The sequence below is a fragment of the Aeromonas sp. Y289-2 genome (assembly GCF_027705925.1).
GTDB classification, from domain to species: Bacteria; Pseudomonadota; Gammaproteobacteria; order Enterobacterales; family Aeromonadaceae; genus Aeromonas; species Aeromonas veronii.
Genome location: NZ_JAPDCH010000005.1, coordinates 121,937 through 134,491, shown reverse-complemented (window position 1 = coordinate 134,491; position 12,555 = coordinate 121,937). Strand labels below are relative to the sequence as shown.

At 62.8% G+C, this 12,555-nt stretch carries 11 protein-coding genes; 4 read left to right on the top strand and 7 right to left on the bottom strand.

Going from position 1 to position 12,555, the window contains the following annotated elements; genetic code table 11:
* Positions 1-64: 64 nt before the first annotated feature.
* Complete coding sequence (gene pdxY / locus OKC43_RS09975; RefSeq protein WP_236272503.1) at positions 65-925, top strand: pyridoxal kinase PdxY; 861 nt, start codon at positions 65-67, stop codon at positions 923-925.
* Positions 926-1,001: 76 nt separating this feature from the next.
* On the opposite strand, the gene OKC43_RS09970 is transcribed toward pdxY, so the two are convergent.
* Together OKC43_RS09970 and OKC43_RS09965 are read right to left on the bottom strand one after the other, a co-directional pair.
* The gene (locus tag OKC43_RS09970; protein WP_158112076.1) at positions 1,002-1,445 is read right to left on the bottom strand and encodes a PliI family lysozyme inhibitor of I-type lysozyme; all 444 of its coding nucleotides are present in this window, start codon (positions 1,443-1,445) and stop codon (positions 1,002-1,004) included.
* A gap of 58 nt (positions 1,446-1,503) precedes the next feature.
* Entirely contained in the window at positions 1,504-3,537 is a 2,034-nt protein-coding gene (locus tag OKC43_RS09965) for a M13 family metallopeptidase (RefSeq protein WP_236272504.1), read from the bottom strand.
* A gap of 180 nt (positions 3,538-3,717) precedes the next feature.
* Here OKC43_RS09965 and tilS point away from each other — a divergent pair, with 180 nt between their 5' ends.
* On the top strand, positions 3,718-5,076 hold the full coding sequence (gene tilS / locus OKC43_RS09960; RefSeq protein ID WP_236272505.1) for a tRNA lysidine(34) synthetase TilS: 1,359 nt from the start codon (positions 3,718-3,720) through the stop codon (positions 5,074-5,076).
* Positions 5,077-5,165: 89 nt separating this feature from the next.
* Here the strand turns inward: tilS and OKC43_RS09955 are convergent, their stop codons facing one another.
* A complete protein-coding gene (locus OKC43_RS09955; RefSeq protein ID WP_005347848.1) occupies positions 5,166-6,068 on the bottom strand; it encodes a GGDEF domain-containing protein in 903 nt (300 codons plus the stop codon).
* 118 nt (positions 6,069-6,186) lie between these two features.
* Between OKC43_RS09955 and OKC43_RS09950 the strand changes: the two genes are divergently transcribed.
* Entirely contained in the window at positions 6,187-8,139 is a 1,953-nt protein-coding gene (locus tag OKC43_RS09950) for a monovalent cation:proton antiporter family protein (RefSeq protein ID WP_005338473.1), read from the top strand.
* A 28-nt stretch (positions 8,140-8,167) separates the two neighbouring features.
* Here OKC43_RS09950 and OKC43_RS09945 read toward each other — a convergent pair whose 3' ends face one another.
* From OKC43_RS09945 to OKC43_RS09930, 4 genes are all read right to left on the bottom strand, one after another.
* A complete protein-coding gene (locus OKC43_RS09945) occupies positions 8,168-9,313 on the bottom strand; it encodes a patatin-like phospholipase family protein (RefSeq protein WP_005347843.1) in 1,146 nt (381 codons plus the stop codon).
* 112 nt (positions 9,314-9,425) lie between these two features.
* Complete coding sequence (locus tag OKC43_RS09940) at positions 9,426-10,304, bottom strand: alpha/beta hydrolase (protein WP_236272506.1); 879 nt, start codon at positions 10,302-10,304, stop codon at positions 9,426-9,428.
* 82 nt (positions 10,305-10,386) lie between these two features.
* Complete coding sequence (locus OKC43_RS09935) at positions 10,387-10,983, bottom strand: TetR/AcrR family transcriptional regulator (protein ID WP_204419418.1); 597 nt, start codon at positions 10,981-10,983, stop codon at positions 10,387-10,389.
* A 113-nt stretch (positions 10,984-11,096) separates the two neighbouring features.
* Positions 11,097-11,741: a response regulator gene (locus OKC43_RS09930; protein ID WP_005338467.1), complete on the bottom strand. Its 645-nt coding sequence runs from the start codon at positions 11,739-11,741 to the stop codon at positions 11,097-11,099.
* Between the two features lie 171 nt (positions 11,742-11,912).
* On the opposite strand from OKC43_RS09930, the gene OKC43_RS09925 reads away from it, so the two are divergent.
* Complete coding sequence (locus tag OKC43_RS09925) at positions 11,913-12,539, top strand: glutathione S-transferase (protein ID WP_236272507.1); 627 nt, start codon at positions 11,913-11,915, stop codon at positions 12,537-12,539.
* Positions 12,540-12,555: the final 16 nt, after the last annotated feature.

Genomic DNA, 12,555 nt, shown 5'->3' with positions numbered 1-12,555 from the left:
CAACGGGCCGCAAGGCCCGTTTTTCCCTCCGGAATTCCTGTTCTTATTGCGTGAGTCGCCAACCATGAAGCGAGTGCTCTCCATTCAATCCCACGTAGTCTTTGGCTGTGCCGGCAACAGCGCCGCCGTTTTTCCCATGCGTCGCCTCGGGATCGAGGTGTGGCCGATGAACACTGTGCAGTTCTCCAACCACACCCAATATCGTGAAGGCTGGCAGGGGATGGTGATGCCCGGCGGTCATATCCGTCAGCTGGTAAACGGCCTGGCGGAGATCGGCGTGCTGGCCGAGTGCGATGCGCTGCTGAGCGGCTACCTCGGCTCGGCCGAACAGGGGGAGGAGATCCTGGCTGCTGTGGCCCGGCTCAAGGCGCTCAATCCGACCGCCCTCTATTTTTGTGACCCCGTGATGGGTCACCCCGACAAGGGGTGCATAGTGGCACCTGGCGTCGCCGATTTTCTGAAAAACCGGGCACTGGCCTGCGCCGATATGCTGGCCCCCAATCTGCTGGAGCTGGAACAGCTCACCGGCCGCGATATCCGCAATGTGCCGGAGGCCATCGAGGCGTGCCAGCAGTTGCGCGCGCAAGGGGTCAAGCTGGTGATGGTCAAACATCTGGGCAAGGCCGGTTTTGCCATGGACCGCTTCGAAATGCTGCTGGTGTGCGAGGAGGGGATTTTTCACCTCTCCCGCCCGCTCTACCCTTTTGCTCGCCACCCCATCGGGGTGGGGGATCTGCTGAGCGCCACCATGCTGGCCAATCTGCTGGCGGGTTGTACCCCGGTAGCGGCGTTCGAGCTTACCAACGCCAGCGTTGATGCAGTGCTGGCTCGCACCTGGCTGGCGGGGGCCTACGAGCTGCAACTGGTGGCGGCCCAGCACGAGATGGCGCTGCCGCAGGTCTCCATCCGGGCGACCCGCCTCTGAGCTGTTTGTACCAACAGCAGAAACAACAAAGCCCTGATCATCAGGGCTTTTTACATTGCAGATTCGAGGAGAGGGCTTAGTCCTGCGGGCTTTTGAGCGCCTTGACCACATCCTCTTTGGGCTCCAGCTCCTTGACCTGATTGAAGATCTCCAGCTCCCCTTGCGGACTGACGGTGTAGGCATCGGCATCCTGATAGCTGCCGCTGCCCGCGCTCTCGATGATGACCACCAGCTCGGGCTGTTTGTCGCCATTCAAATCGACCAGTTTCAGCTCCCGGATAAAGCCGTTGCGAGCCATCACCTTGCCATCCTGAAACTCATCCAGTGGAAACTGGGCGTTCTGGCCCGAATAGAGCCGCACGTCATAGCTGCCGATGGAGGCGGGCTCACCGGCCCCCTGCTCCACCCGGATCACCTGCCCGGAGGGGAGGGTCAGTTGCTTGCTAAATCCCTCTTCGGCTTGTGCTTGTGCCGCCAGCGGCAGGGTCAGCAGCCCTGCCATCATCAATGCTCTGTTCATCTTGCAACCTCTTGCTGTCTCTTGAGTGCGGGCTCCCGGGGAGCCCGCCGTGATGTTGCTACCAGATCTTCACCCGCTTCTGGGGCGGCAGATAGAGCTTGTCCCCCGGCTGGATGTTGAATGCCTCGTAGAAGGCGGGAATGTTCGGCACCACGCCGTTGACCCGGTACTCGGGGGGCGAGTGGGGGTCGGAGCGCAGCAGCATCTGCATCAGCTCGGGGCGATACATCCCCTTCCACACCTGCGCCCAGCCGAGGAAGAAGCGCTGCTCGCCGGTAAAGCCATCCAGCACCGGCGCCTCCTTGCCATCCAGCGACAGCTCGTAGGCTTTGTGGGCGATGGTGAGGCCGCCCAGATCGCCGATGTTCTCCCCCAGGGTAAACTGGCCGTTGACGAACTGGCCGTTGATGGGCTCGAAGCGGTTGTACTGGGCCACCAGACGGCTGGTGCGGAAGCGGAACTCCTTGAGATCCTGCTGTGTCCACCAGTCGCGCATCATGCCGTCGCCGTCGGATTTGGCTCCCTGATCATCAAAACCGTGGCCCATCTCGTGGCCAATGACCCCGCCGATGGCGCCGTAGTTGACCGCATCATCCGCCGTCATGTCGAAGAAGGGGGGCTGCAAAATGGCCGCCGGGAAGACGATCTCGTTGTTGCTCGGGTTGTAGTAGGCGTTCACCGTTTGCGGCGACATGTGCCACTCGTCCCGGTCGACCGGCTTGCCGAGGCGCGCCAGACTGTCTGCGTATTCAAAGGCTTGCGAGCGTTGCAGGTTGCCCACCAGATCATCCGGTTTGATGGTGATGGCGCTGTAATCCTTCCACTTGTCGGGGTAGCCGATCTTGGGGCGGAACTTGGCCAGCTTCTCGAGTGCCTGCGCCTTGGTCTCGGGCGACATCCAGTCGAGTTCCTTGATGCTCTGGCCGTAGGCGGTGCGCAGGTTCTCCACCAGCTGCTCCATCCGCTCCTTGGCCGCTGGCGGGAAGTAGCGGGCCACATAGAGCTGGCCGACCGCTTCACCCAGATGATCGTTCAGCACCCCGAGCGCCCGCTCCCAGCTGGCGCGCTGCTTGGGCGTGCCGCTCAGGGTGGTGCCGTAGAAGGCGAAGTTGGCGCGGTCGGTCTCGCTGTCGAGATAGGGGGCGTAGTCGGTCAGCAGTTGCCACTTGAGGTAGGCCTGCCAGTCGGCGATGGGGGTCTGGGCCATCACCTGATCCAGCGCGCTCAGATAGGTCGGCTGACCGATGATGAGCTCCGGCTGGGCCGCAATGCCCGCGGCGTTCAGATAGGCCTGCCAGTCGAGATGGGGGGCGAGTCGTGTCAGTTCGCTGGCGGGGCGCTTGTTGTAGTTCTTCTCCCGATCCCGCAGGGCGACGTTGTCCCACTGGATGGTGGCGAGCCGGGTTTCGAGGGCCAGAATCCGTTTGGCCTTGCCGCTCGGGTCAGACTCACCGAGGCGGCTCAGCATGGCGGCGATGTGCTGCTGGTACTTCTGGCGCAGGGCCTGACTCTCGGGATCCTGCTTGAGGTAGTAGTCCCGATCCGGCAGCCCCAGTCCCCCCTGATAGAGGTAGACCGCATAGCGGTCGGGGGACTTGGCATCGGCGTCGATCCAGATGCCAAACGGCGCGCCGCCGCCCATGCGGCCCGACTGGGCAAAGGCGCGGGCCAGCGTGGCCTGATCACCGATCCGGTCGATATCGGCCAGCGCCGGTGCCAGCGGGGTGAGCCCCTTGGCGTCACGGCCTGCCTGATCCAGATAGCTGGCGTAGAGATCGCGTATCTGCTGGGTCGGCGTGCCGGTGGCGGCCTCCTGCTTGGCCAGCCCCTCGACCAGCACCCGCACATCGGCAAGGGATTTGTCCCGCAGCATGTAGAAGGCGCCATCGGCGGGGCGATCGTCGGGGATCTTGGCGGTGGCTAGCCACTTGCCATTGACGTAGCGGAAGAAGTCATCGCCGGGTTTGACCTGGGTGTCCATATTGGCCAGCGCCAGCCCGGAGTGTTTGGGGGAGTCTTGCGGTGCCTGACTGCAGCCAGCCAGCAGGGCCAGTCCAATCAGGCCGGCCAGTAAGCTTTTCTTATTGTTCATCTTGTTTGATTCCAATTCGGATTGTTTGCTTCCCTGCCCATCTTCCTTGCTCCAACCGGTTGTGCGACCGCCTTGCGGCCAGCCTGGTGGAGAGGGCGGGCGAGCCTCACTCTAGCAGCAGGGTTGCAGCTTGATAAGCCCGACTCTGCTAAGATCGGCCGGTCCGTTTTGGGGAAGCCTATGATTTCTCATCTTTATTCTCGCTTTTGTCTGACTATGCCAGCGCCGGAAGGTTCCACCGGTCTGCTGGTGGCCTTCAGTGGCGGCCTCGACTCCACCCTGCTGCTGGTGCTGGCTGCGCAGTATGCTCGCGAGCACGGCCTGCCACTTCGCGCTCTGCACGTGCACCACGGCCTCAGTTCCCATGCCGATGAGTGGGTCGCTCATTGTGAAGCCGTGTGTCAGCAATTGGCGGTGGAACTGCTGGTCGAGCGGGTGACTCTGGCCCGCGGCAATGGCGAGAGTCTGGAGGCGCAGGCGCGCACAGCCCGTTACCAGCGGCTGACCGCCCGGATGCGGGAGGGGGAGTGGCTGCTCACCGCCCACCATCAGGACGATCAGCTGGAGACCCTGCTGCTGGCCCTCAAGCGCGGCGCCGGTCTGCGTGGCCTGGCGGGGATTTTGCCAAGCCAGCCCTTTGCCGGTGGCCTGTTGCTGCGGCCGCTGCTCGATATGAGTCGCGCCGAGCTGGCCGAGGCGGCGGCAAATCTCCCCTTTGGCTGGGTGGAGGATGAGAGCAATCTGGACGTGAGTTATGACCGCAACTTTTTGCGCCAGACGCTTATCCCCCAGCTCAAGGCGCGTTGGCCCGCCATGGCCCAGACCGCGGCGCGCAGCATGGCCCTGTGCGCCGAGCAGGAGGCACTGCTGGACGAGCTGGCCGAGAGCGACTGGCAGCAGGCGGGCGAGGGGGAGGCGCTCCAAATCGGCCCGCTGCACGCCCTTTCACCCACCCGGCGCAACAACCTGCTGCGCTACTGGATCCGCCGTCAGGGGGGGGAGATGCCATCCCGTGAGCAGCTTGCCCGGCTCTGGCAGGAGGTCGCGCTGGCGCGCGGCGATGCCAATCCCCAGCTCAACTGGGGGCGCCAGAGCTGCCGCCGTTTTCAGGAGCAGCTCTATCTGGTGAGCCCTGACCTGCAACCCTGTCATCAGGTGTTGCCGCTCACCGTGGGTGAGCCGCTGACCTTGCCGGACGGGTTGGGTGAGCTGGTGGTGCGCATGGCGGAGCACGGCGAGGGGCTGCTGCGTTCCCCCCGGCCGGACGAGCCCCTCTCGGTGCGTTTTCAGGTGGCGCCCGGGATCCCCCTCAAACCGGTGGGGCGAAGCGGCAGTCGGCGGATGAAGAAGCTGCTGCAAGAGTATGGCGTGCCTTCGTGGCAGCGGGGGCGCATCCCCATCCTCTACTATGGCGAGCAGGTGGCGGCGGTGGTGGGGCTCTTTGTTTGCGACGGTTTTATGGCACAGAGTGCCGGGCTGGTCTGTCACTGGCAGGGAAGCGGTGCCGCCCCGGTTTTGCCCGAGCAGGATCTTGCCTGAGGTGATCTCGGTGTGAGGGGGGATTAGCCCCAAAAAAAGAAGCTCCGGTCACATGGCGCGCATGTGCCGGAGCAAAGAAGAGTTCGGGATTATTCGTTAGGGCTGGCTTTGCCGGCTTTTTTGCGGGCGTAGAGGTGACTGTCGGCCGCCTCGTAGAGGCTCGGCACATCGACCCCGGATTGCCAGCTGGCGGCGCCAAGGCTGCATCCGACCGAGAAGGTGCTGAGCTCCTTGTTGGTCATCAACATGTGCTGCAGTCGCAGCCAGACCGGGCGCCACGCCTCGGGTTCTGCCGGTTGCAGCAGCAGGGCAAATTCATCTCCCCCGAGCCGGAAGGCTTGATCGGTGCTGCGGATGCACCCCTTGAGCAGCTGGGCGAAGCGGCTCAGCACCAGATCCCCCACCGGATGACCCCAGGTATCATTGATCTGCTTGAAGCGATCGAGATCCAGCAGCACCAGCACCAGACCGTGGGGCTCGCGGCTGTGCTGCTCGATGGCGCGGCCGATGGCCTCGTCAAAGTAGGAGCGGTTGCCAAGGCCGGTCAGGTGATCGAGCCGGACCAGCTGATCCAGTTTTTCCAGCCGCAGATAGAGGGGCAGCAGCAGGCAGAGCAGCTGATGGTATTGCATCAGTACCCGTTGCTGGCTGCCGCTCAGCGGATGTTCCAGCTCGTAGTGAAGCTGGCCGAGCAGCTGGCCGTGCTGGCCGCGCAGCTCGAACGGATAGTTGTGCAGGTTGAGGGTGGCCAGCGGCGGGTGCTGGATCAGCACATGGGGCTGGCCACAATCGAGGTAGAGACCGTGGATCCTGACAATTCTTGCCGCACGATCGGCAAAAGTTGTCAGCAGACCGCCGAGATCGCTCTGCCCCAACAACTGCTCGAGCAACTGGTTGCGTTCAACGCTGGGCAACGGCGTGAGCCGCTCCATCTGGCGAACCCACTGCTCGATGCCATGGCTAAAGCCATTAAGTGACGACGTATTTTCCATGGTCTTCCACCTGTAACACCTGACTACTGTCTCCTCCCTGCAATTGGCATGCCCAATATATCTTTCCTGCCCGCCAGATCGGCTGACTAAGCTTAAGTCGATAAAAGGAGAGGAAAATTTGTACACCGACCTGTTGATCCTGCTGTTCGCCGCCGTCCTGCTGGTGGCAACTTTCCGGCGCCTCGGCTTGCCGGTCATCCTCGCCTACCTGATTGCCGGCGTCTTGCTCGGCCCCCACGGGCTGGCGGTGATCACCGGCCAGTCGATCATGCAGACCATTGCCGAGCTCGGGATCGTCTTTCTGATGTTCTCGCTGGGGCTGGAGTTCTCCCTGCCGAAATTGCTGGCGATGCGCCGGTTGGTGCTGGGGGTCGGGATGTTGCAGGTGCTGCTCACGTCACTGCTTTTCTTCGCCATCGGCTGGTGGTGGGGGCTGGGTCTGGCCCAGTCGCTGGTGGTGGCGGGGACGTTGGCACTCTCCTCGACTGCGGTGGTGATCAAGCAGCTCGGCGAGCAGAAGCAGCTCCATACCCGCCGCGCCCAGCTGGGGGTGAGCGTGCTGCTGTTTCAGGATCTGGCGGTGGTGCCCCTGCTGGTGATGATCCCGATCCTCGCCCAGCCGGAAGTGCAGGGCAGCGCCCTGGCCGCCGAGATCGCCTGGGCCACCCTCAAGGGGCTGTTTGCACTCTTCACTCTGCTGGCGGTGGGCAAGTGGTTGCTGCCGCTGCTGTTTCACGAGGTGGCGCGAGCCCGCTCCGACGAGTTGTTCGTGCTGAGTGCCCTGTTGGTGGCGCTGCTGGCTGCCTACATGACCCATTCACTCGGATTGTCGATGGCGCTGGGGGCGTTTCTGGCGGGGATGATGCTGGGGGAGTCCCACTACCGTCATCAGCTGGAGGTGGACATCAAGCCCTTTCGCGACGTGCTGATGGGGCTCTTCTTTATCACCATCGGCATGGCCATGGAGTGGGAACTGGTGGCGCGGGCTTGGTGGCAGGTGCTGATCTGCGTGGTGTTGCTGGTGCTGTGCAAATCCCTGCTGGTGCTGCTGGCCGGGCGGCTGATGGGGGAGCGAAAGCGCGACAGCATGGCCGCCGGCATCATGCTCAGTCAGGTGGGGGAGTTTGGCTTCGTGTTGCTGGCACTGGCGCTGCACCACGGCTTGCTGGATCAGCAACTGGTCTCCCTGCTGATCGGCATCGGCATCATCTCCATCGCCATGACCCCCTGGCTGGTGACTCAGGCCCATTCGCTGGCCCGCAGCCTCACCGATCCGGCGCTGCTGACTCGCTCCGAGGTGGCACAGTCGGGCCTGAGCAAAAACCAGCATGTCATCATCGCCGGCTTTGGCCGGGCGGGGCAGACCTGTGCCCGCTTTCTCAAGATCGAGGAGATCCCCTTTCTGGCCCTAGACCTCGACCCCGAGCGGGTGAGCGAGGCCAAGCTGGCGGGGGAGCAGGTAGCCTTCGGCGATGCCAGCCGCCGCGATATTCTGCTGGCCGCCGGGTTGTTGCGCGCGCGGCTGGTGATCATCACCTTCGATGATCGCAAACGGGTGGAGGCGATGCTGGCACTGATCCGCGAACTGGCGGGGGATCTCAAGGTGCTGGTGCGCACCCGGGATGACAGTTTTCTGGAGCAGTACAAGCAGGCGGGGGCGTTTGAGGTGATCCCCGAATCCCAGGAGGGGGCCCTGATGCTGGTCTCCCACCTGCTGCTCAATTGCGATATCCCCATCGGTCGGGTGATCCGCCGGATGGAGCTGGAGCGCAGCAGCCAGTATCGCTTTCTGCACGGCTTCTACTGGGGGGATCAGAGCGCCAGCAATCTGGAGGCAGATCAGCTGCTTGAACGCCTCCATCCTCTGTTGCTGCACGATCAGGCGTGGGCGGTAGGTCGTGAAGTGCGCGAGTTGCCGCTCGATGAGGTGCGGATCAAGGAGGTGCAGCGTGGCGATCAAAGTCTGGAACCCAGACCCGAGCTGGTGCTGGCGGCCGGTGACCGGCTGATCCTGTTTGGTACCGTGGTGGCGATGGAGCAGGCGGAGCAGCGTTTGCTGGAGGGGCGCTGAGTCCCCTTGCACTCATCGGCCGCCTCCTTTACTCCCGCTCTTTTGGTAGCCCTTCGATATCGAGGAAGGCGACGACCCGCTCCCGCTCCCTCAGGGTGTCCTGATAGCCCAGCTTGATCAGCTGCTGACAATAACCCGGATAGAACATCAAAAAGCTGGCCAGACTGCTGGTCTCATCCCCCTTCACACCCAGCACCCGCAACAGGCGGCGCAACTTTAGCGGCAGTTTGCGCAGGTAGGCCAGTGCGATGGTGTCGAGATCCTGACTCGGTTTCAGCACGCAGGTCTCCACCCGCTTCAGCTTGAGGCGATTGCGCTCCCGCTCAGGGATAAGATCCAGAGTCTGGTTGATGCGCCACAGCCGCTCCAGATCGGAGTTGAGGGTGTCGGTAAAGACCGTATCGAGCAGATGGCTGGCAATATTGGAGCTGGTGAGATGGCCGTGATGATGGGTCGGTGCCGAGTGGGCTGGCGGATCCAGGGTGATCAGCAGGATCCGCTCCGCCCCCAGATGGATGGCGGGGCTGAGCGGGCTCAACTGGTGGATGGAACCGTCGCCGTAGAACTTCTCGCCGATCCGGGTGGCCGGAAAGACGAAGGGCAACGCCGAGGAGGCGAGCAGATGCTCAGATGTAAGCACGGTGCGTACCCCGCGCCGTCTGGCCCGCTCCCAAGGATGGTGGTCGGCCCGCCCCTGAAAGAAGGTGGTGGAGAGGCCGTCATCGTAATCCGATGCCGTGATGGCCAGCGCCTCCAGACTGCCGTAGAGGATGTTGTCATCGATGCGGTGATAGTCGATGAGTTGATCCAGCAGGCGGTGCAGCGGCGCGTTGTCAAAGAGGTGAAAGGCGTGGTTGGTGTGGGGATTGATCAGCCCTGCCGACCCTTCGTACATCAACCGCCACAGCAGGCGCCCCGGGTGAAAATCGAAGATGTGGTGAGTCTCGAAACGGCGCCAGACCCACTCCAGCTTGCGCACCCCCAGATGGAAGCAGGAGGCGTAGCAGGCGAGCGCGGTGACATTGATAGCCCCCGCCGAGGTGCCGCAAAGGATGGGAAAAGGGATGCCGAGATTGCGCGGGTAGAGCTCCGCAATCGCCTTGAGGGCGCCGACCTGATAGGCGGCGCGAGCACCGCCACCGGTGAGCAACAACGCTGTATTGGGTCTGGCCATATGCTGGCGCCTTATCGTGTTCTGACAAGAATGTTCCCACTGACAAGTTAACTATAAGGCGCTGTATCAAATATAAAAACGGGCGCTCGCCCGTTTTTTTCATGGCCCCGTGTCAAAGGGCGCGGTGAGGATTTTCCGGCCGCGCCAGCTGATCGAAGGCGGCGAATACCGGGGCGCTGGCGAGGATGCGACCGTGGCCCAGACCCCGGGTGCTCACCAGCCGGGTATGACCATCCTGGCTGGCCCGCAAGGAATCGCCGTGCGGGGCAAATCTGTCCTCCTCGTCGTGCACGATCATCGCCGCGCCGCTGCGACTGGCGAGTCGGCCCAGCGGATCAACCGTGCTCAAGGGGTGCTGGTACTCCTGCTCAATCTCCTTGACCACCGCATCGAACAACCGGATGGAGTAGCCGGAGCGCGCCACCATGCCGTAGAGCTGGGGCACATAGTCGAGCACCGGCGAAATCAACAGCAGCGGCAGGGTATCGATACCCGCCTGACGGCTGGAGAGGGTGACGGCGCCTCCCATGCTGTGGGCGATGACCCCGTGCAGCGGGCATACTTCGCTGGCCAGCTTGGTCGCCAGTTCGTCGAAGGCGCGCACGAAGCGGGGCAGGTGGCCAGTGTTGCCTGCGCTCTGGCCGTGGGCCGGATGATCGTAGGCAATGGCGGTGAAACCTTGCGCGGCGATATGGCTCATCAGCGGATAGAACTGGCTGGCGCTGCCGGACCAGCCGTGCATCAGCAGCCACAGCGGCCCCTGACCGAGCCGATAGCTCATCAATACCCCTTCGCTGGTATGGACGGCCTGCTTCACCAGACCGGCAGGTTCGTGGCCATCCCGCTGATTGCGCTGGGGGGTGAGCAGCAACTTGCTGGCGGTGCGCTTGGCATGGGTGGGGGCGAGTCTGTGGTGTAACCGGGTGCCGATCCCCAGCAGCCATTTGCTCGGGCTGAAGCGGCTGGTGTTGAAGTAGATCTTGCTGCTCATGGTCATCCTGTGGTTTTTATGTGCGAACGGTCGTGCTTTTTTGTTGATTTTTAAAAGTTAGTGTTGAACGGATGCCAAAACATCAGCGCCAGCTGCTCAGCAGAGCGTCCACCTCGGGCCAGAAGTGGCGGGCCGGATCCTGACACAGTTCGAGATCGTTGAACACCTGATCCGCCAGATAGAGGCCATAGAGGCGGTAAACGGCGCGCCAGGGATCCATCTCCCGTCGCCACTCGCCTGCGGCTTGACCCTGCACCACCTGACGGGCCAGATAGTCGAGCCAGAAGCGCACCAGTTGCCGGGCGGCTTGTTGTACAGGGCTCTCTTGCTCATGGCCATCCTGCACCGAGGTCCAGGCGTCGAGGAACATGCAGCGTCCGGCGAAGCAGTGGTTCCACGCCTGCCAGGCACGCAGCAGGGCGATCAGCTTGTCGTGCTGGCACTGGTGCTCCTGCTGACGTACCGGCTGGATCACCCGCAGCCGGAACACCTCGGCGGCGTACTCCAGCACGGCTATCTGCAGATTGTCGCGGGATTGAAAGTGGGCAAACAGGCCGCTTTTCGACATCTCGCAGGCGCTGGCCAGCGAGCCGATGGTCAGGCTCTCCAGCCCTTGCTGGCTCGCCTGCTCAAAGGCAGTCTGCAAAATGTTTTCCCGGGTCAGGCGCCCCTTGCTCATCACTATCTCCTCATTGGCGCTGGCAGCATAAAGTACGATCGTGCTAATTGTCGAGCAACAAATAGCCAGCATGGCTGGCTATCTCATCTGGCCTGTGTCGCCGCGTTCGGGGCTCAGCTCTCCTTGATATCGAGCTGTTGCAGGGCGATGACCGCCTGAGTGCGGTTTTTGACGCCCAGTTTTCTGAAGATGGCGGTGATATGGGCCTTGATGGTGGCCTCGGAGACGTTGAGCTCCCAGGCGATCTGTTTGTTGAGGCTGCCATCGCGCAGCATGATCAGCACCTTGTATTGCTGGGGGGTAAGGCTGGCCAGCTTGCTGGCGAAATCGGGGCCGTCTTCCGATTCAGGATGGAGCGAGATGCCTTCCGGCACCCAGTTATCCCCCCCGATCACCGTATTGAGGGCGTTGACCAGCTCCTTCATCGGTACCGATTTGGGAATGAAGCCGAGCGCCCCGAGCCGCAATACCTGCTGGATGATGGCCGCATCTTCCGAGGCGGAGACCACCACGATGGGCAGGTCGGGATACTGGCCGCGCAGGTGGGCCAGCCCCTCGAATCCATTGGCTCCCGGCATCTTGAGATCGAGCAGCAACAGGTCAACTTCGGGGTGCTCGCCGAGCAGGCTGGTCAGGCTGTCGATGGAGTCCGCTTCCAGCAATTGAGCGTCGTTGATGGCCATGTGCACAGCTTGGTAAAGGGCGCCCCGAAACAGGGGGTGGTCATCTGCGATGACGATGGTAAATTGGCTGTCCATATTTCGGTTAATGGCTCACATTGTTGCTAACTGATTGTTTTGAAAAATCAAACTAGCATCGCTCACCAAGAGGGTCAAACCCGCCGGTGCGCAAATGTGAAGCGACCATCGGATGTTTTGCCATCAAGGGCAGGCAGGCCGGTCGCAGGCAACTCATGCAGGAGGCAACAGATGGGATCCTTGGTATTGGCGGTGGGCACCGGCTCCACCTGGGCAATGCGGGCGGCACTGGTGCTCGCCATGAGCGGGCTGACATGGCAGGAGCAGGTGTTCGATCTGGAGGATGCCAAGTCGCTGGCGCGGCTCAAGCGGCTGGCACCGGCCGGTCTGGTGCCCTGGCTCGAACACGATGGCGTGCGGGTTCACGACTCGCTGGCCATCGCCGAATATGTTCACGAGATCTGTCCCGACCGTCAGCTCTATCCGGTTTCGCTGGCCGAGCGGGCACTGGCTCGCAGCCTCTGCGCGGAGCTACACGCGGGATTTCGCCAGATCCGTTCTCTGCTCCCCTTCTTTCTTGGGGCGCCAACCCGTATCGATCCCCCGGTGGAGGCGGTCGGCGAGCTGGCTCGCTTGCAGGAGATCTGGTCGCAGGCGCGGGGCCCCTTCTACTTTGGCGAGGCGGGCATTGTCGATGCCTTCTATGCCGTGATGGCCTATCGACTGGCCAGCTACGGCATCCTGTTGCCCGGCCAGGCCGGAGCCTATCAGCAGGCGCTGCTCTCTTGGCCTCTGTGGCAGGAGACCCTGCTCAAGGCGCGGTTGCAGTGGCCGGTGGCAGCGCGCCAGTCACTGTGAGCCTTGGCAGATAGAT